Source organism: Streptomyces sp. NPDC127092, assembly GCF_042722475.1.
Taxonomy (GTDB): Bacteria; Actinomycetota; Actinomycetes; order Streptomycetales; family Streptomycetaceae; genus Streptomyces.
This window is the reverse complement of sequence record NZ_JBHXFE010000026.1, coordinates 1-22,315: the sequence shown is the minus strand read 5'-3', so window position 1 is coordinate 22,315 and position 22,315 is coordinate 1. Positions and strand designations below refer to the sequence as shown.

The following is a 22,315-nucleotide window of genomic DNA, read 5'->3' as shown; positions in this document are numbered from 1 at the left end:
AGGGCCTGATCGTTCGACCAGGCGAGGGGACCCTATCCGCGCCGTCCGCCGTACCGGGTGCCCGGCCCGGCGTCGGCCCCCCGTCAGCCCGCCGTCATCCCCTTCAGCCGCTCCACCGCCTCCTCGAGAACGTCGAACCTCTTGCAGAACGCGAAGCGGACGAAGGGCGCGCCCTCCTCGCGGTGGTCGTAGAAGACGGCGTTGGGGATGGCGACCACGCCCGCGCGTTCGGGCAGGGCGCGGCAGAAGGCGAAGCCGTCGGTCTCGCCGAGCGGGCGGACGTCGGTGGTGACGAAGTAGGTCCCGGCCGGGCGGTGGACGCCGAAGCCGGCCGCGGCCAGGCCCTCGCAAAGCAGGTCCCGCTTGGCCTGGAGCTCGGCGCGCAGGCCGTCGGTGTACGTGTCGGGGAGGCGCAGCGCCTCGGCGACCGCGTACTGGAAGGGGCCCGACGAGACGTAGGTGAGGTACTGCTTCGCCGAGCGGACGGCGGCGGTCAGCTCGGGCGTGGCGGTGATCCAGCCGACCTTCCAGCCGGTGAAGGAGTACGTCTTGCCGGCCGAGCCGATGGTCACGGTGCGCTCGCGCATGCCGGGCAGGCTCGCGATCGGCACGTGCTCGGCGCCGTCGAAGACCAGGTGCTCGTACACCTCGTCGGTGACGACCAGCAGGTCGCGCTCCTGGGCGAGTTCGGCGATCGCGGTCAGCTCGGCGCGGCCGAGCACGGTGCCGGTGGGGTTGTGCGGGGTGTTGAGCAGGATCAGCCGGGTCCGCTCGGTGACCGCGGCCCGCAGCTCGTCCAGGTCGAGCGCGAAGGCGCCCTCGTGCGGGCGCAGGGTGACCGGGACCCGGGTGCCGCCGGCCATGGCGACGCAGGCGGCGTACGAGTCGTAGTACGGCTCCAGGGCGATCACCTCGTCGCCCGGTTCGACCAGCGCGAGCAGCGCGGCGGCGATGGCCTCGGTGGCGCCCGCGGTGACCAGGACCTCGCTGTCGGGGTCGTAGGCGAGCCCGTAGCGGCGGAGCTGGTGCTCGGCGATCGCGGTGCGCAGCTCGGGCACGCCGGGGCCCGGCGGGTACTGGTTGCCGCGGCCCTCGCGCAGCGCGCGGACGGCGGCCTCGCGGATCTCCTCGGGGCCGTCGGTGTCGGGGAAGCCCTGGCCCAGGTTGATCGAACCGGTCCGGGTGGCGAGCGCGGACATCTCGGCGAAGATCGTGGTGCCGAACTCCGCGAGCCGTCGGTTGAGCAGCGGTCGTGTCATGCCCGCCATCCTCGGGCGAAGCTCTGGACTTGCTCAAGTGCGCTTTGGGCGCGGTCCGGGGCGGGCATCCCCCTCGCAGAGCCGACGGGGCTCACCGAGCTCACGGAGCCGGCGCGGCCGAAGGGGCCGACAAGACCGACGGGGCTCACTCTCACCGACGGGGGACGACATGGAAGTTGTGGTGGTCATCGCACTGGTGATCCTGGTGATCATCGGTTTCTCGGCGGCGTCGGGCGGCGGATCGTCCCGCAGGCGCCGGCGGCGTGGCGGCTGGGGCAGCGGGGACTCGACGGGTGGCGGCGGCTGCGGCTCCTCGTCCTGCGGCTCGTCCTCGTGCGGGGGCGGCGGCTGCGGCGGCGGTGGTGGCGGCGACTGAGCCGCGGCGCGCGGGGTACACGGGCGGGGACCGGGTGACGGCCGGGCGCGGACGGGCGGCCCGGCGGGATGGTGTGCCGGGGCAACGGCCCTCGGTGACCGTTCCGTTGGGTGATTGTGGGAACCGCGCGATCGATTCCGACTGAACAGTTGAACCGTGGGGCCCCCGAGGGGATGGAAACCACGTCAAGTTGGGTAAAAACGCTGTGACCTACCCACGGTTCATGATTCCCTCGCTGTCGAGAACATCCAGCCCTCGGACCGTGTGTGGACCCGAGACGGCGATCCCCACTCCCGGTCGAAACCCTTCACCGGGACGCCCCCGGCCCACCCGTCAAACCGTGTTTGCGGAGCCGATCCATGCTCACGACCCTGAAGACCTCCTACACCGACACCCGCGCGGCCGACCTCGCCTGGGCGCTGGGGCGCGACCCGCTGCCCGCGCTCGCCGTGCTCGATCTCGAACTCGACGGCGCCAAGCTGCAGTTGCGGCTGCTCGGCGCCTCCCATCAGGTGCTCCTCGAGGAGGAGGACCGCAGTTGCTCGGAGACCGTCGCCTGCATGCCCGGCAGCAGCACCCCGCTGCCGCTGGGCGTGTCGAAGCGGGTCGGCGAATGGGAGTACGAGTTCGCGGCGCGCGTCGAGACCCTCACCCAGGGCTCGTTCGCGGGCCGCGCCCAGGAGTTGCTCGCGCTCGTCGCCGACCATCCGCACGGCCTCGCGGGGACCTTCCCCGGCTCGCCGCACGCCTTCACGGCGATGCTGGCGCAGCGCCACGAGGGCCAGGTGCGGTGGCGCACCTGGCACGCGTACCCGCAGGAAGGGCAGTTGGTGGTGACCCGGACCCAGATCGGGGCCCGTATGCCCGCTTCGCTCTGACGCGCCGTACACATGCCTCAGGTGCACTCGTGTGGGTGACAGGCGGCGATACGTGTGTGACGTAGCGTTACGAACATGATCGACCCGCCCGTGACCATGCCGCCGCCTCCCAAGCGGGCGGCACGGTTGCCCGTGCGGCCGGGCGCGGTGCGGTACCCGGTCCTGGCGGTGGTCTTCGTGTGCGCCGCCTGCGGACTGGTCTACGAGCTCGAACTGGTGGCGCTCGCCTCCTATTTGATCGGCGACTCGGTCACCCAGGCGTCCGTCGTGCTGTCCGTCATGGTCTTCGCGATGGGTGTCGGCTCACTGCTCGCCAAGCGGCTGCGCTGCCGCGCGGCGGTCGGCTTCGGACTGGTCGAGGGCGGTCTGGCGCTGATCGGCGGCTGCTCGGCGATGGTGCTGTACGCGGCCTTCGCCTGGCTCGGCGAGTCGCGGTACGTGCTGGTGGCGTTCTCGCTCGCCATCGGCGTGCTGATCGGGGCGGAGATCCCGCTGCTCATGTCCCTCATCCAGCGCGCGGAGTCGGCCCGCGGGCAGGGCGGGGCGGGCGCGGGCGGCGGAGCCGGAGCGTCAGCCGGAGCCGGCGGCGGGGGCGGCGCCGGCGGAGGGGGCGGCGGGGGCGGAGGTGGGCGGCGGGAGGCGCACGACGCCGCCGGGACCGTCGCCGACCTCTTCGCCGCCGACTACGTCGGCGCGCTCGTCGGCGGGCTCGCCTTCCCCTTCCTGCTGCTGCCCTGGCTCGGCCAGCTGACCGGCGCGCTGGTCACCGGCGCCGTGAACGCGGTGGCCGGCGGCGGCCTCGTGCTGTGGCTGTTCCGCCACGACCTGACGGCCCGTTCGCGGGCCCTGCTCGTCGGCGTCAACGTCGCCGTGCTCGCCGTCCTCGCCACCGCGACCGTCCTCGTCGACGACTTCGAGCAGGCGGCGCGCCGCGCGGTGTACGGCGACAGCGTCCGGGTCGCCGTGCACACCGAGCTCCAGGAGGTGGTGGTGACCGGCGAGCGGGGCGGCCCGCCCGACCTGTTCCTGAACGGCCGGCTGCGGGTCGGCGGCGAGGACGAGTACCGGTACCACGAGGCCCTGGTGCACCCGGCGATGAACGGCCCGCACGCGCGCGTGCTGATCCTCGGCGGCGGCGACGGGCTCGCCGCCCGCGAGGTGCTGCGCTACCGGAATGTCCGCGCCGTCACCGTCGTCGAGCTCGACCCCGGCGTCGTCCGGCTCGCCCGTACCGACCCGGATCTCGCCGCGCTCAACGAGCACTCCTTCCGCGACCCGCGCGTCACCGTCGCCTACGGCGACGCCTTCACCTGGCTGCGCTCCTCCCGGCCCGTGCAGGAACGGTACGACGTGGTGATCTCCGACCTGCCCGACCCCGGGATCACCCCCAGCGCCAAGCTCTACTCGGAGGAGTTCTACGGGCTCGCCGCCGGCGTGCTCGCCGACGGCGGGCGGATCGTCGTGCACGCCGGATCGGCCGCCGCCCGCCCCCGCACGTACTGGACGGTCGACGCGACCCTCCGCGCGGCGGGCTTCGCCACCCGGCCGTACGGGGCGGGCGGCCGCACCTCCGGTCTGACCGACGGGCCCGACCGGACGGGCCGCTCCGCCGACGGCGCCGGGCCCGGCCAAGGGGAGTGGGGCTTCCTGCTCGCCGCACCCGGCGGCCGTCCGCCCGCCCTGGGCCTCGACGACGCCGCGCCCCGGCTCCGCTCGCTGACCCCGGGCGTCCTGACCGAGGGCGGGAGCCGCGTGGAGCGCAGCCGTACGGGAGCGGCCGACGGCCTGCCGCCCTCGACGCTCGTGCACCCGCGCTACTGAGCGGGACCGGGCGGGACCGGGCGGCGAGGGAGGGGCGTACAGGAGGCGGCGTACGGGGAGTGGAAGCGCGGCCCGGGCACAAACAGGCGACGGGCGGGCCGGGCCTGAGTAGGCTCGGCCCATGGAGCATGAGGTGTTCGTCCCGGTCCCGGCCGAGATTCTGCGTGCCACGCTGACGGACCCCGTCCGGCTGGCGCGCTGCGTTCCCGGGTTCCAGCAGGACACCGACAAGGAGCCGGGTCCGCTCGCGGGCCGGCTGAAGATCCGCGTCGGCGGCAACACCATCACCTACCGGGGCGCCCTGCGGATCGCCCAGCGCGGCAGCCGCTTCGTCGTCGAGGGCGAGGGCATCGAGGTACGCGGCAAGGGAACGGCGGCGCTCACCCTGACCCTCGCGCTCACCCCGGTGGCCGAGGGCACCACGATCGGCTTCAGCGGCACGGTCACGGCGGCCGGCCGGCTCGCCGACGCCGACGCGGAGACCAGGACCGCGGCGGGCGCCCGGCTGCTCGACCGCTTCGCGGAGGCGCTGTCCGCCGTCGCCGACGTCGAGGCGGAGGTCGAGGCGGAGGCCGCGGCGGCGGAGGCGGCGGAGATCGAGCGGGCGGCGGCCGGCCGGGCCGAGCCGGACGGCGACGCAGGCGACGCCGACAGCGACGACGACGGTGTCGACGACGGCGTGGAGGAACCCGGGCGCTCCTCGGTCTTCGGCACACCGGTGCCGCCGCCGTCCCTGGACCCGCGGGCCGACGAGGACTTCGACCGCGACGAGGCCGACGACATCGACGGCGAGGACATCGAGGCGGCCGCCGCGGATGCGGAGGCCATGGACGTGACCCGCGCCGGGACCGGCGACTTCACCGGCGCCGCCCAGCCGGCCGAGGCCGCGCACGCCCGGCGCACCATGATCGGACGGAGCGCGGAGGAGGTCGACCACGCTCCGCCGCGCGGCCGCTACGCGCCGGTCCCGGCCGCCGAGGCGTCCAGCACCTCCGCGACCCTGCGATGGATCGCCCCCGCGGCGGCGCTCGCCCTCGCCTCGGCCGTCGTCGTGACCCGCGTGATGCGCCGCCGCCGCTGAAGGCCCGCCGCCCCTGGACCCCCTGCGGCTGCCCGTCCCGCCCCGCCCCGAAGCGCTGACCCGAAGCCCTGACTCGAAGCCCTGATCCGCCGGACAGGCCCTAGGCTCATGGCGTGAGCACTCTGACGCGACTGACGGCCGGTGACGCCGAGTTGACCATCGATCCGGAGCACGGCTGCCGGATCGACAGCCTCCGTATCGGGGGCACCGAACTGCTGCTCCAGGGAGCGCGCCACGGCTGCTTCGTCATGGCGCCGTGGGCCGGCCGGACCGAGAACGGCCGCTTCCGCAACGGCGGCGAGGTCCATCAGCTCCCCGTCGGCGAGCACTCGGCCCCGCACGCGCTGCACGGCACGGTCCGGGACGTCCCGTGGAAGACGGCCGACGTCACGGGCACGACGGCCGCCTTCGTCACCGAGCTCGCCGACCCCTGGCCGTACGCCGGGAAGGTCACCCAGACCTTCGAGCTGACCGAGGACTCCCTCACCCTCCAGCTGGGCGTCGAGACGGCCGCGGACTCCTTCCCGGCGCAGGCGGGCTGGCACCCCTGGTTCCGGAAGACGCTCGGCGGACCGGAGGTCGAGCTGGACTTCCACCCCGCCTGGCAGGAGGAGCGCGGCGAGAACCACCTCCCCACCGGCCGCCGCATCGACCCCCTGCCCCGGCCCTGGGACGACTGCTTCGGCATGCCGGACGGCGTCGACGTCACCCTCACCTGGCCGGGCCGGCTGGAGCTGCGCGTCACCAGCCGCGCCCAGTGGGTCGTGATCTACGACGAGCCCGCGGACGCCGTCTGCGTGGAGCCGCAGACCGGCCCCCCGAACGGCCTCAACACCCACCCGCGCCTGGTCACCCCGATCGACCCCCTGGAGGCCGCGACGACCTGGCGCTGGCGCAGCCTGTGACCTTGCGGGCTTTAAGCTCGTGAGCATGACTGACGTACGCGCTGAGCTGCTCCAGCAGATCAAGGACAAGGCCGTGGTGCACGGCAAGGTGACCCTCTCCTCGGGTCGTGAGGCCGACTACTACATCGACCTTCGCCGGATCACGCTCGACGGCGAGGCGGCGCCGCTCGTCGGTCAGGTCATGCTCGACCTGACCAAGGACCTGGACTTCGACTGCGTCGGCGGTCTGACCCTGGGCGCCGACCCGGTCGCGACCTCGATGCTGCACGCTTCCGCCGCGCGCGGCGAGCGTCTCGACGCGTTCGTCGTCCGGAAGGCGCAGAAGGCGCACGGCATGCAGCGCCGCATCGAGGGCACCGACGTCAAGGGCCGCCGCTGCCTGGTGGTGGAGGACACCTCCACCACCGGTGGTTCGCCGCTGACCGCCGTCGAGGCGGTGCGCGAGGCGGGCGGCGAGGTCGTCGCCGTGGCGACGATCGTCGACCGCGGTGCCGCCGACGCGATCGCCGAGGCCGGTCTGACCTACCTCACCGGTTACCAGCTGGCGGACCTCGGTCTGGCGTAACGGCGTCGGGCTAACCGGAATCATCGCCTCGAAGTCGTGACCTAGGTCCCGGGACCTGGCTCAAACCGGTCCTGACCTGCTGTTTTCCCGAGGGGCGGGGTGTTTCACGTGAAACACCCCGCCCTTCGTCGTGCCGGGCCTGTGGGAGCCCGCACAAGAGTCTGGAAGGATGGGGTCGACGATGACGTCGCCCCCCAGGTCAGGGACAGCAACGCACACACCCGCACATCACAAGGAGCGGACGAATGCCCATCGCAACCCCCGAGGTCTACAACGAGATGCTCGACCGGGCGAAGGCAGGCAAGTTCGCCTACCCGGCCATCAACGTCACCTCGTCGCAGACGCTCCATGCCGCCCTGCGCGGCTTCGCGGAGGCCGAGAGCGACGGCATCATCCAGATCTCGACCGGTGGCGCCGAGTTCCTGGGCGGCCAGCACAACAAGGACATGGTCACGGGCGCGGTCGCCCTCGCCGAGTTCGCGCACATCGTCGCCGCGAAGTACGACGTCACGGTCGCGCTGCACACCGACCACTGCCCGAAGGACAAGCTGGACGGCTACGTCCGTCCGCTGCTCGACATCTCCGCCGAGCGCGTCAAGGCCGGTCGCAACCCGCTGTTCCAGTCGCACATGTGGGACGGCTCCGCCGAGACCCTCGCCGACAACCTGGCCATCGGCCAGGAGCTGCTCGCCAAGGCCGCCGCCGCCAAGATCATCCTCGAGGTCGAGATCACCCCGACCGGTGGCGAGGAGGACGGCGTCAGCCACGAGATCAACGACGAGCTGTACACCTCCGTCGACGACGCCATCCGCACGGCCGAGGCCCTGGGCCTGGGCGAGAAGGGCCGCTACCTGCTGGCCGCCTCGTTCGGCAACGTCCACGGCGTCTACAAGCCGGGCAACGTCGTGCTCCGCCCCGAGCTGCTCAAGGACCTCCAGGCGGGCGTCTCCGAGAAGTTCGGCAAGGCCTCCCCGTTCGACTTCGTCTTCCACGGCGGCTCCGGCTCGACCGCCGAGGAGATCGCCACCGCCATCGAGAACGGCGTGGTGAAGATGAACCTCGACACCGACACGCAGTACGCCTTCACGCGTCCGGTGGCGGACCACATGTTCAAGAACTACGACGGTGTCCTGAAGGTCGACGGCGAGGTCGGCAAGAAGTCCACCTACGACCCGCGCACCTGGGGCAAGCTCGCCGAGGCCGGCATGGCCAAGCGCGTCGCCGAGGCGTGCGTGGCGCTGCGCTCGGCCGGCACCAAGCTGAAGTAAGCGCTGTTGTACGACCGGGCCCGGCGCCACGAAAGTGGTGCCGGGCCCTTCGTCGTCCGCCGAGGCGATGGTCTACGCGCTCTCCGTGCTCAGCTTGAAGGCGGCCGCGCGGCTGCGGAGCCGATCGGTTCGCGGGACCATGCAGGCATGACCGACACGGCGGGCGCGGCACCGGGCCTGGGCATCCGGCTGGCCTCGGGGACCGGGCGGTGGGTGGTCCTCACCACCGTCCTCGGCTCGGGGATGGCGCTGCTCGACTCCACCGTCGTCAACGTGGCCCTGCCGCACATCGGCGAGGACCTGGACGCCGACCTGGCCGCCCTCCAGTGGACGGTCAACGCGTACATGCTCACCCTCGCGGGCCTGATCCTGCTGGGCGGGGCGCTCGGCGACCGCTACGGGCGGCGCCGGGTGTTCGTGATCGGCGTGGTGTGGTTCGCGGTCGCCTCGCTGCTGTGCGGGCTCGCCCCGAACGCCGGGGTGCTCGTCGTCGCCCGCGCCCTCCAGGGCGTCGGCGGGGCACTGCTGACGCCCGGCTCGCTGGCGCTGATCCAGTCGAGCTTCCACGAGGACGACCGGGCGCGGGCGGTGGGCCTGTGGTCGGGCTTCGGCGGGGTGGGGGCGGCGATCGGCCCGTTCGTCGGCGGCTGGCTGGTGGACGGGCCCGGCTGGCGGTGGGTGTTCCTGCTGAACGTGCCGCTCGCGCTGATCTGCGTGCCCGTGGCGCTGCGGCACGTCCCGGAGTCCCGGGACGAGGCCGCGCACGGCCGCTTCGACGTACTCGGCGCGGTCCTCGGCGCGGCGGCCCTCGGGCTCGTCACGTACGCGCTGATCGCGGCGGTCTGGTGGCCGGGCGTGGTGGGCGTGGCGGTCGGCGTGGGGTTCGTGGTGGTGGAGCGGCGGCGCGGGCAGGACGCGATGATGCCGCTGTCGGTCTTCGCGTCCCGGACGTTCACCGCGGTGAACCTGGTGACGCTGTGCGTGTACGCGGCGTTCAGCGGCTTCTTCTTCCTGGCCGCGCTCCAGCTCCAGGTGGTCTCCGGCTACTCGGCGCTCGCCGCCGGTACGGCGCTGCTGCCGACGACCGTCCTGATGCTGCTGCTCTCGGCGAAGTCCGGCGAGCTGGGCGAGAAGACCGGGCCGAGGCTGCCGCTGACCGTGGGGCCGCTGCTGTGCGCGGCGGGGATGCTGCTGATGCTGCGGGTCGGCGAGGACGCCTCGTACCTGACGGACGTGCTGCCCGCGATGCTCGTCCTCGGGACCGGCATGACGGCCCTGGTGGCCCCGCTCACCGCGACCGTGCTCGCCTCCGTGGACGTCTCCCGGGCGGGCCTGGCCAGCGGCATCAACAACGCGGCGGCCCGGGCGGCGGGCCTGATCGCGGTCGCGGCGCTGCCGCTGCTGGTGGGGATGGGCCCGGAGGCGTACCGCTCGGCGGAGGAGTTCGGCGTCACCTTCCGGCGGGCGATGCCGATCTGCGCCGGTGTTCTGATGGCCGGCGCGATCCTGGCCTGGGCCACCCTGCGCGCCCCGGCCCGTGCGGACTGCCACCCCGACTGCCGGGTCCACTGCGGCGTGACGGCACCGCCCCTGGACCCGGGGCGAGCGGGGCGGGACGGCGACGGGGACGGGGACGGAAGGCCCGGTGACACACCGGACGGCGGTCCGGCGGCCGGGACCGGACCGCCGGGCTAGGGACGGCAGCCCACACGGCGTCTCGGCGATCACACGGGCAAGATCCGGAAGACCGGCCCCGGGCCTGAGGCAGACTTGCCCCATGGCCATCCACGAGAACCTGCTGGGGGGACCGCCCCCCACCCATCTGCCCGACGACCCGGAGCCGCGTGAGCTCCTGGCGAGCGGGGCCGCGCCGGCCGACGTCGCGGCGAAGTACCCGACCTCCTCGCTCGTGTGGGCGCAGCTCGCCGACGACGCGTACGAGGCCGGCCGGGTGATCGAGTCCTACGCCTACGCCCGTACCGGCTACCACCGCGGCCTCGACGCCCTGCGCCGCAACGGCTGGAAGGGCCACGGCCCGGTGCCGTGGGAGCACGAGCCGAACCGCGGCTTCCTGCGCGCGCTGCACGCGCTGGCCCGGGCGGCCGGCGAGATCGGCGAGAAGGACGAGCACGAGCGCTGCACGACGTTCCTGCGGGACTCCTCGGCGACCGCGGCGGACACGCTGGGCTGACGCCCGCCGGCCGGGGGCGCGGTGACCGTACGTGAGGCGTGCGGGACGCACCGCGCCCCGGCCGGACCCCAATGCACCCATGCTGTAACAGCTGCCCGCAGGTGTTCGAGCGCGTTCGAGACGGTGGCATACGATCCCCCGGACCGCACACCGAGCCGTCGGCACAGAGGCCCCCCACGTACCTCGCCCCCACCCGACGCACGCAGGGGAGAAGTCTGTCTTGGGCAAGCGTGCCGCGCAGCAGAGCCGTCGACGCAGGAGGGGGAAACAGCGGGGGAGGGGCCGGCTCGTCCTGCCGGTGCTCGCGCTCGCCCTCGTGTCGCTGGGCTGCGGGGCAGCGCTCGCGCACTACGAGGGGCAGAAGGACGCCACCGCCGCGCCGCAGCGGCCCGTGACCGCCCCGCCCGCCACGGCGAAGGCCACGCCCACGCCGACCGCGAAGCCCACCCCCAAGCCGACGCCGACGCCCACACCGAAGCCCACACCCAAGCCCACGCCGAAGAAGACCACCGTGCCCCAGTCCGGCGCGGGCACCTTCACCACCGCCCACGCCACCGGCGACGCCGTCGGCACCGGCGGTCAGCTGCGCCGCTACCGCGTCCAGGTCGAGGACGGCGTCGACATCTCCGCCCGCGAGGCCGCCGAGGAGATCCAGCGGATCCTCGCCCACCCGCGCGGCTGGGCCGCGCACGGCCGGGGACGCTTCCAGCTGGTCACCGAGAACGCCGACTTCGTCATCCGGATCGCCACCCCGGACACCGCCGACAGGCTCTGCGCCGCCAACGGCATGAACACCCACGGCGAGCTGAACTGCGAGACCACCACGGGCGTCGTCGTGAACCTCAAGCGGTGGATGCTCGGCTCGCCGACCTTCGCGGGCCCCGCCCACGAGTACCGCCATCTGATCATCAACCACGAGGTCGGGCACGAGATCGGCATCCGGCAGCACATGGGCTGCCCGGGGCCCGGCAGGCTCGCGCCGGTCATGATGCAGCAGATCAAGGGCCTGAACGGCTGCCGTTCGAACGCACATCCGTATGACGAAGAGGGGATCTACATCGAAGGTCCGATCGTGTCATGATGCGCGTGGGTGGCCTGCGCCGAAGCATGCCTCCCGAGGGGACCGGGGCTCCGTCGTCACACGGAAGGAGCGGACCGCTACCCGGTAGTTCGTATCGAGGAGACAGAAATGTCCACCTTCCCAGGTTCTCCCGATGCCTCCGGAGCCGGTGCGGTCAACGACGCACCGAACCTCGACTTCGCGGGCACCACGCCGTACGAGGACTACGTCCAGGCGGACGTCCTCACCCACCTCCAGCACCTCCGCTCGGACGACCCCGGCGAGATGGTCTTCCTGGTCACCACCCAGGTCATGGAGCTGTGGTTCACGGTGATCGTCCACGAGTGGGAGACCGCGAGCCACGCCCTGCGCCGCGACGACCTGCCCGTCGCCATGGACGCCCTCAAGCGCTCCGTCCGCGAACTGGAGGCGCTCAACCACTCCTGGCGTCCGCTGGCCCAGCTCACTCCCGCCCAGTTCAACGCCTACCGCGGCGCGCTGGGCGAGGGCTCCGGCTTCCAGTCGGCGATGTACCGGCGCATGGAGTTCCTGCTCGGCGAGAAGTCGGCGTCCATGCTCGTGCCGCACCGCGGCGCGCCCCGCGTCCACGCCGAGCTGGAGAAGGCGCTCCAGGAGCCCAGCCTGTACGACGAGACGCTGCGGCTGCTCGCCCGGCGCGGCCTGCCCGTGCCGGCCGAGGTCCTCGGCCGCGACCTCGCGCTGCGCTACGAGCCCTCGGCCGAGGTCGAGCGGATCTGGGCCGGGATCTACGCCGACCCCGACCAGAACGCCGAACTCGTCCGCCTCGGCGAGGCGCTGAGCGACGTCGCCGAGCTGGTGTGGCGCTGGCGCAACGACCACCTGGTGGCCACCCGCCGCGCCATGGGCGCCAAGACCGGCACCGGCGGCTCGGCGGGCGTGGCCTGGCTGGAGAAGCGGGCGCAGAAGAACGTGTTCCCCGAGCTGTGGACGGCGCGCAGCCATGTCTGAGACCTTCGAGGAGCGCGCCCGGGCGCTCGACACCGCCGACGAACTCGCCAAGCACCGCGAGAAGTTCGCCCTCGACGGCACCGTCTACCTCGACGGGAACTCGCTCGGCGCGCTGCCCGCCCACGTCCCCGCCCGCATGGCCGACGTCGTCACCCGCCAGTGGGGCGAGCTGCGCATCCGGTCCTGGGAGGAGTCCGGCTGGTGGACCGCGCCCGAGCGGATCGGCGACCGGATCGCCCCGCTCGTCGGCGCCGCCGAGGGCCAGGTCGTCGTCGGCGACTCGACCAGCGTGAACGTCTTCAAGGCGGTCGTCGCGGCCACCCGGCTCGCGGGCGCGGGACGCGACGAGATCCTCGTCGACGCGACGACCTTTCCCACGGACGGGTACATCGCCGAGTCCGCGGCGCGCCTCACCGGCCACCGGATCGTGCCCGTCGACCCGGCCGCGATACCCGGCGCGGTCACCGACCGCACCGCGCTCGCCCTGGTCAACCACGTCGACTACCGCAGCGGCCGGCTCCAGGACCTGCCCGGCATCACCGCCGCCCTCCACGAAGCCGGGGCGCTCGCCGTCTGGGACCTGTGCCACAGCGCCGGCGCCCTGCCGGTCGGCCTGGACGCGCACGGCGTGGACCTGGCCGTCGGCTGCACGTACAAGTACCTCAACGGCGGCCCCGGCGCGCCCGCGTACCTGTACGTCGCCGAGCGCCACCAGGACCGCTTCGACTCGCCGCTGCCCGGCTGGAACTCGCACGCCGACCCGTTCGGCATGACCCCGGGCTACCGGGCCGCCGACGGCGCCGCGCGGGGCCGGGTCGGCACGCCCGACATCCTGTCCATGCTGGCCCTGGAGGCCGCGCTCGACGTGTGGGACGGCGTCCGCATCGAGGACGTACGGGCCAAGTCCCTCGCCCTCACGGACTTCTTCCTGGAGTGCGTCCGGGCCTACGCCCCCGAGGGCCGGGTCACGTCGGTGACGCCCGAGGCGCACGCGGAACGGGGCAGCCAGGTCGCGCTGCGCTGCGCCGAGGCGCCGGCCGTCATGGCGGAACTGATCCGGCGCGGCGTCGTGGGCGACCTGCGCCGTCCGGACGTGCTGCGCTTCGGCTTCACCCCGCTGTACGTGGGCTTCGCCGACACGGAGCGGGCGGCGCGGACCCTCGCGGACGTCCTGGCGGACACTCCTCCGGCGCAGGGCTGATCATCACCTGATCGCCTGATCTGCGGGGCCCGTACTCCTGGTACCGTCCCCGCAGGTCAGGCCGATGGGTTCGTCAATCGGCCCCGTCTGAGGAGAGGTTGGAAGCAGCATGCCGGACCCCGCCGCGCGCGACGCCGCCGAGGAAGCGTCGGCCTTCTCGCACCCGGCCGTCGACCCGGACGCCTCCGCCGCGTACGGCGCGCACCCCGACCAGGTCGTCGACTTCTACGCGCCGCGCGACGGCCGGACGAACGCGCCCCTGGTCATCGCCCTGCACGGCGGCGCCTGGCGGGCCCCGTACGACCGGCGGCACCTGACTCCTTTCGTGGACTTCCTGGCCCGGCGCGGCTTCGCCGTGGCCAGCGTGGAGTACCGGCGCGGCAGCGACATCCCGCGGCAGGGCGGCACCGCCCCGGTGGCCGGGCGCTGGCCGGAGACCTTCGACGACGTCGCCGCCGCGATGGACGCGGTGCCGGAGCTGGCCGCCGCGCACCTGCCGCAGGCCGACCCGCGGCGCATCGTGCTGACCGGGCACTCCGCGGGCGGCCACCTCGCCCTGTGGGCCGCCGCCCGCCACGTCCTGCCCGCGGGATCGCCCTGGCGCCTGCCGGCCCCGCCCGCCCTGCGCGGAGTCGTGGCGCTCGCCCCGATCGCCCACTTCGACCGCGCGGTGGAACTCGGCGTGTGCGGCGGCGCGGTGACCGAACTCCTCGGCGGCGAGGCGGACTTCGCCGCGAGGGCGGCACACGCGGATCCGGCGCTGCTGCTGCCCACCGGCATCGCCACGACGGTCGTCCAGGGACGCGACGACATCGTCGTCCCGTCCTCCGTCGCCGAGTCCTACGCCGAGGCCGCCGCCAAGGCGGGCGAGACGGTCGGCTGCACGTTCCTGGAGGAGGTCGGCCACTTCCCGCTGATCGACCCGGCGGCGGACGCGTGCGCGGTGGTCGCGGAGGAGATCGCCCAGCTGGCCTGGTAGCCCCTGGGGGCCCGTCGAGGAGGGGGGGGCGGGGGTCCGGGGAGGCCGGCGGCCGGTGGTCCGAGGAGGCCGGACGGGGCCGTCGTAGTCCTCAAGGCGGACCCCCGAGGATCCCCATCGAGCCGGACGACCGGCTCGACGGCCGCCCGTACGGTGGTCCGTGTGAAACCGACACAGACCCCCGACACGGGCAGCCGTAGCCCCGAGCTCCGCATGACGCTGGAAGCGCTCGGCGGTCTGCGCGCCGACCTGGGCCAGGACGCCCTCGACTACCGGCCGCTGCCCCGGCTCACCCCCGGGAGCCCGGCGCTGCGCTTCCTGCCGCGGCGGATACGCCCGCACGCCGGCCTGCTGCCGCACGCCGTCGTCGGCGTCCTCGCCGTGATGACCTTCTTCCTCGGCTTCGACTTCATCCGCGGCAGCTCCGGCCCGGCCGCCCTCGTCTACTGCCTCGTGCCGACGGCGGCCGTCCTGATGACCCTGGTCAGGCCGGTCCTCGCCTTCTGGGTGTCCCTCGTCTCCAGCCCGTTCATCGCCTACATCGGCGGGTACGACGGCTGGCCCTGGGCGCCGAACTCCTTCGCCGCGCACCTCTTCGTCCTGGTGATCGTCGCGATGCGCACCCGGCCCCGCACCGCCGCCTGGATGTGGGCGATCACCGCCGGCTACACGACCTTCACCGCCTTCTTCCTCGGCATGGGCGGCTCCTACGGCTTCAACGGCGCCGAGCTGCTCTTCTTCTCCGCCCTCTTCCTGCTCGTCGTCGCCGTCCTCCAGGTCCGCCGCGACGCCGCCCGCGAGGTCACCGCCCAGCAGACCGTGACCGCCGTCGAGCGCTCGAAGCGGACGCTCCTTGAGGAGCGCACCACCATCGCCCGCGAGCTGCACGACGTCGTCGCCCACCACATGTCGGTGGTCGCGATCCAGGCCGAGGCCGCGCCGTACCGGGTGGAGAACCCGCCGCCGGAGCTGGAGCAGGCCTTCGCCACCATCCGCGAGAACGCCGTCGCCGCGCTGACCGAACTGCGCCGGGTCCTCGGGGTCGTACGGGCCGAGGACTACGAGGCGCCCGACGCGCCGCAGCCCACCCTCGCCGACCTGGACGGCCTGGTCGCCAACGTCCGCGACGCCGGCCTCGACGTGGAGAAGACGGTGACCGGCTCGGTGCGGGAGCTCCCGCAGGGCGTCGAGCTGTCCGCGTACCGCATCGTGCAGGAGGCCCTGTCGAACGTGCTGCGGCACGCGCCCGGCGCCGCCGCGAAGGTCGAGGTGTCGTACGTCCTCGGCGGCCTCGGCATCCGCGTCGTCAACGGCCCGGCGCGCGGCCTGCTGAAGCCCGCCCATAACCCGGCCGGCACCCCGCAAGGAGGGCTGCGCCCGCGCGGTGCGATGGGCGCCGGCCACGGCATCACCGGCATGCGGGAGCGTGTCACGATGCTGAACGGCGAGATGACCGCCGGGGCGGCCGGCGACGGCGGCTACGAGGTCGCGGTCTTCATCCCCGTGGCACGTGAGGAGGCCGCCGAATGACCATCCGGGTGCTGATCGTCGACGACCAGATGATGGTCCGCGAGGGCTTCTCGGTGCTGCTCGGCGCGATGCCGGACATCGAGGTCGTCGGCGAGGCCGTCAACGGCCGCGAGGCGGTCGCCCAGGTCGCGGCGCTCCGCCCCGACGTGGTCCTCATGGACATCCGCATGCCGGAGATGAACGGCATCGACGCGACCCGCGAGATCGTGGCCGCCGACGCCGAGGCGAAGGTGCTCGTCCTCACCACCTTCGACCTGGACGAGTACGTGTACCAGGCGCTGCGCGCCGGTGCCTCCGGCTTCCTCCTCAAGGACGCCTCGGCCCGGCAGCTCGCGGACGGCGTCCGGGTGGTCGCGGCCGGCGAGGCGCTGCTCGCGCCGACCGTCACCAAGCGGCTGATCACCGAGTTCGCCCGATCGGCGGAGGTGTCGCCGCGCCAGCCGGCGGCGGCGCAGATCGGCGAGCTGACCGAGCGCGAGACGGAGGTCCTGGTGCTGATCGCGCAGGGCCTGTCGAACGCCGAGATCGCCGACCACCTCGTCGTCGCCGAGTCCACCATCAAGACCCATGTGAGCCGGATCCTGGTGAAGCTGGGCCTGCGCGACCGGACGCAGGCGGCGGTCTTCGCGTACGAGGCGAGGCTGGTGCAGGTCGGCGGGTAGCGGGTGGCGGCGACCGGGTGTCGGCTGGCCGGCGGGCGTCCGGCGGCGACCGGTGTCGGGTGTCCGGCGGGTCGTGGCCGGGTTCGCGGGTAGCGTCCGGTCATGGACGCTGCCGATGCCGTACCCGCCGCCTTCGATCCCTGGTCCGCCGACTTCGTCGCCGACCCCTATCCCGCCTACGAGCGGCTCCGCGCCACCGGCCGTGCCCACTGGTACGGGCCGACCCGGCAGTGGCTGGTCCCGCACTACGAGGACGTGTCGGCGCTGCTGAGGGACCGGCGCCTGGGCCGTACGTACACGCACCGGTTCACCCACGAGGAGTTCGGGCGGGAGGCGCCGGACGCCGCCCACGAGCCGTTCCACACCCTCAACGACCACGGGCTGCTCGACCTGGAGGGGGCCGACCACACCCGGATCCGGCGCCTCGTGTCGAAGGCGTTCACGCCGCGGACGGTGGAGAACCTGGCGCCGACGGTACGGCGCCTGGCCGCGGAGCTGGTGGGGCGCCTGGTCGCCGAGGGCGGCGGCGACCTGCTGTCCGCCGTCGCGGAGCCGCTGCCCGTCGCGGTGATCGCCGAGATGCTGGGCGTCCCCGAGGACGACGAGGAGCGGGGGCGGCTGCGACCGTGGTCGGCGGACATCTGCGGGATGTTCGAGCTGAACCCGTCGGAGGAGACGGCCCGCCGCGCGGTCCGCGCCTCGATCGAATTCTCCGACTACCTACGAGAGTTGATCGCCCGTCGGCGGAGGGATCCGGGCGATGATCTGATCTCGGGACTGCTCGGTGTGGCGGAGCTGACCGAGCAGGAGATGATCTCGACCTGTGTCCTGCTGCTGAACGCGGGCCACGAGGCGACCGTGAACACCACGGTCAACGGCTGCTGGACGCTGCTCACCCACGGCGTGCGGCCGGACGTGGCGGATCCCGGAAAGTTGTCCACAGCTGTGGAAGAACTTCTGCGCTTCGACACCCCGCTCCAGATGTTCGAGCGCTGGGTCCTCGACGACATCGAGCTCGGCGGTGTCGTCATCCCGCGCGGGGCCGAGGTCGCCCTGCTCTTCGGCTCCGCCAACCGCGACCCCGCCCGCTTCGGCCCCACCGCCGACCGGCTCGACCTCGACCGCGCCGAGAACCCGCACGTCACCTTCGGCGCCGGCATCCACTACTGCCTCGGCGCCCCGCTCGCCCGCCTCGAACTGCAGGCGGTCTTCGGTGAGTTGTTCCGCCAGGCCCCCGGCCTGCGGCCGGTCGCCGAGCCGGAGTGGAAGCCGGGGTACGTGATCCGGGGCTTCAAGGAGCTCCTGGTGGAGGTGTGAGGGCGGAGGTCGCCGGGGGCGCGGGAAGGCCCCCGCCCGGGAGGGGGCGAGGGCCTTCACGCCGTACAGGTACGGGTACGGGTCCAGGTAGGGATGGAGGTGCCGGTTCGGGCCTCAGCTCACCATGTCCCGGCGGCGCAGGCCCGCCAGGCCGGCCGTCGTCAGCGCCGCCGCCAGGGCCGTGAGGACGAGGACCGGGGCCCAGGCCATCTCCTGCCCGGGCAGCTTCGGCAGGTGGCCGAAGGGCGAGAGGTCGAGGACCGCCTGCGGCAGGTCGAGCGCCGGGCCGATCCAGCCGAGGGCCAGGCAGACGCCCGCCACGCCCCAGGCGGCCGGCGCGATCTTCGGGAACGCGCCCCAGAGCAGCACCGCCAGGCCCGCGAGCGTCCAGACCGCCGGCAGCTGGGCGAGCGAGGCGCCCAGGACCGCGCCGGTCTCCCTGCCGTACGAGAGGGCGAGCCCGGCCCCGCTGAGGAGCATGATCAGCGCCGATCCGGCGAACGCGACCGCCAGGTGCCCGGCCGCCCAGCGCAGCCGCCCGACGGGCGCGGCGAGCAGCGGCTCGGCGCGCTGCGAGGTCTCCTCGCCGTGCAGCCGGAGCGCCGAGCCGACCGCGTACAGCGCCGCGACCATGCCGAACAGGCCCACCATGGTGGCGAGGAAGGCGTCGGTGAGGGCGCTCTGGCCGCCCATCCGCTCGAAGATCTGCCGGGCCTGCTCGTTGTCGCCGACGATGTCCGCCGCGCCCTCGACCATCCCGCCGAAGACCAGTCCGCCGAGCAGGAAGCCGAGCGACCAGCCGAGCAGGGTGCCGCGCTGGAGCCGCCAGGCGAGCGCGCCGGCCGTCGCGAGACCGCCGGAGGCGGGCCCGGGCCGGGTGGGCAGGAAGCTCATGCCGACGTCACGGCGGGCGGTCAGGACGTACGCGACGGCCGTCTGGAGCCCGGTGGCGGCGGCGAGCAGGAGCAGCACCCACCAGCGTTCGCCGGCGAAGGCGCGGACGTTCTCGGCCCAGCCGACGGGCGAGAGCCAGGTGAGGACGCTGCTGCCGTCGGCGGTCCCGGCGTCGCCGGCGGCGCGGAGCACGAAGGCGAGGCCGAGCAGACCCGCCGTCAGTCCCTTGGCGAGCCGGGCGCTCTCGGTGAGCTGGGCGACGATCGCGGCCATGCTCGCGAAGAGCATGCCGGTGCCGCCGATGGCGAGGCCGAGCGCGAGCGCCCCGGCCGCGTCCTGCCGGGCGAGCCCGGCGGTGACGACGAGGGCGACGGCGGTGTTGGCGGTCAGCGCGGCCAGCAGCGCCGCCGTCAGCGGCGCCCGGCGGCCCACCGCGGCGGCCGACAGCATCTCCTGACGGCCCGTCTCCTCCTCCTCGCGGGTGTGCCGGACCACGACGAGCATGCTCATCACGGCGGCGAGCACGGCGGCGAAGGTGCCGAACCGCCAGGCCACCAGGCCGCCGAGGGAGTCGTCGAAGACCGGCCCGTAGAGCGAGCGCATCGAGCTGTTGGCGTTCATGGAGGCGGCGAGCTCGGCGCGCTGCGCCGCCGTCCCGTACAGGCCTTCCAGGGAACCGGCGCCACTGGCGACCATGCCGCCGGTGACCAGCGCCCATACCGGCAGCATCAGCCGGTCGCGGCGCAGGGCGAGCCGGGTGAGGGACCCGGTGCCGGTCAGACTGACGCTGCTCATCGGGCGTTCGCCTCTTCGTGTGCGTCTTCGTGTGCGTCGTGGTGGGTGTCTGCGTGAGCGTCTTCGTGTGCGTCTTCGTGGGTGTCGCCGCGCGTGTCGTCGGCGTAGTGGCGGAGGAACAGCTCCTCCAGGGTGGGCGGGGTGGAGGTGAGGCTCCGCACCCCGGACGCGGTGAGCGAGCGGAGCACGGCGTCGAGCTTGTCGGTGTCGACCTGGAGCCGGACCCGGTGGCCCTGGACGTCCAGGTCGTGGACGCCGGGCAGGTGGGCGAGTCCGTCGGGCGCGCCCGCGAGTTCGGCGGAGACGCTCGTACGGGTGAGGTGCCGCAGTTCGGCGAGCGAGCCGGACTCCACGGTCCGCCCCTTGCGGATGATGCTGACCCGGTCGCAGAGGGTCTCGACCTCGCTGAGGATGTGGCTGGAGAGCAGGACCGTACGGCCCCGGTCGCGGGCCTCGGCGACGCAGTCCTGGAAGACCTCCTCCATCAGCGGGTCGAGACCGCTGGTCGGCTCGTCGAGGACGAGCAGGTCGACGTCGGAGGCGAAGGCGGCGACGAGGGCCACCTTCTGCCGGTTGCCCTTGGAGTAGGTCCGGCCCTTCTTGGTCGGGTCGAGCTCGAAGCGCTCGATCAGCTCGGCCCGCCGGGCCTTGTCGAGCCCTCCGCGCAGCCGTCCGAACAGGTCGATGACCTCGCCGCCGGAGAGGTTGCGCCAGAGGGTGACGTCACCGGGGACGTACGCGATCCGCCGGTGCAGCTCGACGGCGTCGGACCAGGGGTCCATGCCGAGCGCCTGGACGGCGCCGGAGTCGGCGCGGAGGAGTCCGAGGAGGACCCGGATGGTGGTGGACTTCCCGGCCCCGTTGGGCCCGAGGAAGCCGTGGACCTCGCCGGCCTCGACGGTGAGGTCGAGTCCGTCCAGTGCATGGGTGCGTCCGAACGCCTTGTGGAGCCCGGCGACCGTGATGGCCTTCGTCATGCTTCAGAACGTACGCTACTTTCACAAACTTGTGAAGTTAAGGAAGCGTATAAAGTCGGAGGGGTGAGTGAGATGACGAGGAACGACGAGGTCGGCGGCAAGGACGAGGGCGTCGGAGCCGGCTCCAGCGTCGGCGCCGGCGAGGGCGCTGGTGGCGGTGCCGGGAACGAGGAGGCCGTCGCCCGCTTCGTGGAACGCTTCGCCGGCGAGCTGACCGCCGCGGGCATGCAGCGCATGGCCAGCCGGGTCTTCGCGGCCCTGCTGTCCTCCGAGACCGCCTCCATGACCTCGGCGGAGCTGGCCGAGCAGCTGCAGATCAGCCCGGCCGCCGTCTCCGGTGCCATCCGCTACCTCGGCCAGGTCGACATGGTCAGCCGCGAGCGCGACCCCGGCACGCGCCGGGACCGTTACGTGCTCCACAACGAGCTCTGGTACGAGACCTTCACCCGCCGCGACCAGGTCCTCAGCCGCTGGGAGAAGATCCTCCGCGAGGGCACGGACACGCTCGGCCCGGACACCCCGGCGGGCCGCCGCACCGCCGAGACGGCCGAGTTCTTCGCCTTCCTGCACGGCGAGATGGCCGGGATCATGGACCGCTGGCGCGCCCACAAGTCGGCTCAGGAAGCGGAGACCCCCGGGGCCTCCGGCACCTCCGGCACCCCCGGAGCCGCCTGAGGCGGCGCGAGCCGCTCCAGGTACTCGCGTGCGGCCGGACCGCCCGGCCGCAGCTCCTCGTACGGCCCGGCGGGCCACACCGGACGTCCCTCGATCCAGGGCACGACGACCGGGTCGCCCCCGGCCGTGCCCTCCCGCCGGCCGCGCAGCTCCACGGGGCCGCTCGGGGCCGACGGCAGCCCCCGCCCGGGCCGCGTGCGGGTGCCCTGCGCGAAGAGCCGGATCACCCCCTCCGGCAGGTCGTCCGTCCGGTCCCCGGCCGGGAAGACCAGCAGGACGGGCCCGCCGCCGTACGGGTCGTACAGCAGCGCGTACCTCCGGGGCACGGCCTCCGCGGCCCGCGCGGCCTCGGCGAGACGCCGGGCGGCGGTGCGGCCGGAGGTGAGGAAGCGGTAGGCGGCGTAAGGGAAGAGGCCGGCGCCGAGCGCGAGGACCGCGTACCCCTGGACGTCCGAGCCCTCCGGCCGGAGCAGCGCCGCACAGCCGGTCGCGAGGACGATCAGGCCGCCGGCCGTCAACGGCAGGCCCGCCACCCGGCGCAGCGAACGCACCCGCCACCACGGCACGGCACGTACGTCGGCCTCGGGTCGACGGCGCCCGGAGAGCGGCACGGCCTGGCGCCGGGCGGCGGCGGTGAGCGTCGCGTACGTCAGCGGGAGACGGGCCGCGCCGTCGGCGGGGCCGACCCGGGGAGCGGGCGCGCCCGTCACCACGGGGGCCTCCGGCCCGCGCCACGGCCCCACCCGCCGGCGCGGGGCCCGCGGGGCCGCCGGCCGGGCGACGGCGCCCTCCGCCCGCACAGGCCCCGTCCCATCTATCCCCCCCCCTCCCCCCCCCCCGCCCACCGCCCCGTTCCCGGTGTGGTTGGCCCACCCCCCCCCCCCTCCAAAC

The 22,315-nt window shown here is 73.7% G+C and carries 21 protein-coding genes; 17 read left to right on the top strand and 4 right to left on the bottom strand.

Going from position 1 to position 22,315, the window contains the following annotated elements:
• Window positions 1–83: 83 nt before the first annotated feature.
• Window positions 84–1,268, bottom strand: a complete 1,185-nt coding sequence (locus ACFWJO_RS21805) for a pyridoxal phosphate-dependent aminotransferase (protein ID WP_386867456.1) — start codon at window positions 1,266–1,268, stop codon at window positions 84–86.
• Window positions 1,269–1,428: 160 nt separating this feature from the next.
• Here ACFWJO_RS21805 and ACFWJO_RS21800 point away from each other — a divergent pair, with 160 nt between their 5' ends.
• The 16 genes from ACFWJO_RS21800 to ACFWJO_RS21725 all read left to right on the top strand — a co-directional run bounded on the left by ACFWJO_RS21800 (window position 1,429) and on the right by ACFWJO_RS21725 (window position 18,083).
• Window positions 1,429–1,635, top strand: a complete 207-nt coding sequence (locus tag ACFWJO_RS21800) for a hypothetical protein (protein ID WP_386867455.1) — start codon at window positions 1,429–1,431, stop codon at window positions 1,633–1,635.
• A 359-nt stretch (window positions 1,636–1,994) separates the two neighbouring features.
• Entirely contained in the window at window positions 1,995–2,513 is a 519-nt protein-coding gene (locus ACFWJO_RS21795) for a DUF2617 family protein (RefSeq protein ID WP_386867453.1), read from the top strand.
• 96 nt (window positions 2,514–2,609) lie between these two features.
• On the top strand, window positions 2,610–4,334 hold the full coding sequence (locus ACFWJO_RS21790; RefSeq protein ID WP_386867605.1) for a spermidine synthase: 1,725 nt from the start codon (window positions 2,610–2,612) through the stop codon (window positions 4,332–4,334).
• 121 nt (window positions 4,335–4,455) lie between these two features.
• Entirely contained in the window at window positions 4,456–5,415 is a 960-nt protein-coding gene (locus ACFWJO_RS21785; protein ID WP_386867451.1) for an SRPBCC family protein, read from the top strand.
• A gap of 113 nt (window positions 5,416–5,528) precedes the next feature.
• Window positions 5,529–6,320, top strand: coding sequence for an aldose 1-epimerase (locus ACFWJO_RS21780; RefSeq protein WP_386867449.1), 792 nt, complete (start codon window positions 5,529–5,531; stop codon window positions 6,318–6,320).
• Between the two features lie 25 nt (window positions 6,321–6,345).
• Window positions 6,346–6,885 (top strand): orotate phosphoribosyltransferase, encoded by a 540-nt coding sequence (pyrE, locus tag ACFWJO_RS21775; protein WP_386867447.1) that lies wholly within the window; start codon window positions 6,346–6,348, stop codon window positions 6,883–6,885.
• 245 nt (window positions 6,886–7,130) lie between these two features.
• On the top strand, window positions 7,131–8,153 hold the full coding sequence (fbaA, locus tag ACFWJO_RS21770) for a class II fructose-bisphosphate aldolase (protein WP_386867445.1): 1,023 nt from the start codon (window positions 7,131–7,133) through the stop codon (window positions 8,151–8,153).
• Window positions 8,154–8,300: 147 nt separating this feature from the next.
• Window positions 8,301–9,848: an MFS transporter gene (locus tag ACFWJO_RS21765; RefSeq protein WP_386867444.1), complete on the top strand. Its 1,548-nt coding sequence runs from the start codon at window positions 8,301–8,303 to the stop codon at window positions 9,846–9,848.
• A gap of 82 nt (window positions 9,849–9,930) precedes the next feature.
• Window positions 9,931–10,344 carry a DUF3151 domain-containing protein gene (locus ACFWJO_RS21760; RefSeq protein WP_384422322.1) on the top strand — a complete coding sequence of 138 codons (414 nt, stop codon included), beginning with the start codon at window positions 9,931–9,933 and terminating at the stop codon, window positions 10,342–10,344.
• Window positions 10,345–10,564: 220 nt separating this feature from the next.
• Window positions 10,565–11,425, top strand: a complete 861-nt coding sequence (locus ACFWJO_RS21755) for a DUF3152 domain-containing protein (protein WP_386867442.1) — start codon at window positions 10,565–10,567, stop codon at window positions 11,423–11,425.
• A 108-nt stretch (window positions 11,426–11,533) separates the two neighbouring features.
• A complete protein-coding gene (locus tag ACFWJO_RS21750) occupies window positions 11,534–12,394 on the top strand; it encodes a tryptophan 2,3-dioxygenase family protein (RefSeq protein WP_384422318.1) in 861 nt (286 codons plus the stop codon).
• Window positions 12,387–13,595, top strand: coding sequence for a kynureninase (kynU, locus tag ACFWJO_RS21745; RefSeq protein WP_386867439.1), 1,209 nt, complete (start codon window positions 12,387–12,389; stop codon window positions 13,593–13,595). Before ACFWJO_RS21750 ends, kynU begins: the two co-directional genes overlap by 8 nt.
• Window positions 13,596–13,704: 109 nt before the next feature.
• Window positions 13,705–14,574 (top strand): alpha/beta hydrolase, encoded by an 870-nt coding sequence (locus tag ACFWJO_RS21740; protein ID WP_386867437.1) that lies wholly within the window; start codon window positions 13,705–13,707, stop codon window positions 14,572–14,574.
• Between the two features lie 153 nt (window positions 14,575–14,727).
• A complete protein-coding gene (locus ACFWJO_RS21735; RefSeq protein WP_386867435.1) occupies window positions 14,728–16,104 on the top strand; it encodes a sensor histidine kinase in 1,377 nt (458 codons plus the stop codon).
• Entirely contained in the window at window positions 16,101–16,766 is a 666-nt protein-coding gene (locus ACFWJO_RS21730) for a response regulator (RefSeq protein ID WP_384422310.1), read from the top strand. The genes ACFWJO_RS21735 and ACFWJO_RS21730 overlap by 4 nt, the downstream gene beginning before the upstream one ends.
• Window positions 16,767–16,868: 102 nt before the next feature.
• On the top strand, window positions 16,869–18,083 hold the full coding sequence (locus ACFWJO_RS21725) for a cytochrome P450 (protein ID WP_386867433.1): 1,215 nt from the start codon (window positions 16,869–16,871) through the stop codon (window positions 18,081–18,083).
• 114 nt (window positions 18,084–18,197) lie between these two features.
• Here the strand turns inward: ACFWJO_RS21725 and ACFWJO_RS21720 are convergent, their stop codons facing one another.
• Together ACFWJO_RS21720 and ACFWJO_RS21715 are read right to left on the bottom strand one after the other, a co-directional pair.
• The gene (locus ACFWJO_RS21720) at window positions 18,198–19,772 is read right to left on the bottom strand and encodes an ABC transporter permease (RefSeq protein WP_386867431.1); all 1,575 of its coding nucleotides are present in this window, start codon (window positions 19,770–19,772) and stop codon (window positions 18,198–18,200) included.
• A complete protein-coding gene (locus tag ACFWJO_RS21715; RefSeq protein WP_386867430.1) occupies window positions 19,769–20,749 on the bottom strand; it encodes an ATP-binding cassette domain-containing protein in 981 nt (326 codons plus the stop codon). The genes ACFWJO_RS21720 and ACFWJO_RS21715 overlap by 4 nt, the downstream gene beginning before the upstream one ends.
• A gap of 72 nt (window positions 20,750–20,821) precedes the next feature.
• Here ACFWJO_RS21715 and ACFWJO_RS21710 point away from each other — a divergent pair, with 72 nt between their 5' ends.
• The gene (locus ACFWJO_RS21710) at window positions 20,822–21,424 is read left to right on the top strand and encodes a GbsR/MarR family transcriptional regulator (protein ID WP_386867603.1); all 603 of its coding nucleotides are present in this window, start codon (window positions 20,822–20,824) and stop codon (window positions 21,422–21,424) included.
• Here ACFWJO_RS21710 and ACFWJO_RS21705 read toward each other — a convergent pair.
• A complete protein-coding gene (locus tag ACFWJO_RS21705) occupies window positions 21,367–22,137 on the bottom strand; it encodes a hypothetical protein (protein ID WP_386867429.1) in 771 nt (256 codons plus the stop codon). The genes ACFWJO_RS21710 and ACFWJO_RS21705 overlap by 58 nt on opposite strands.
• Window positions 22,138–22,315 lie beyond the last annotated feature (178 nt).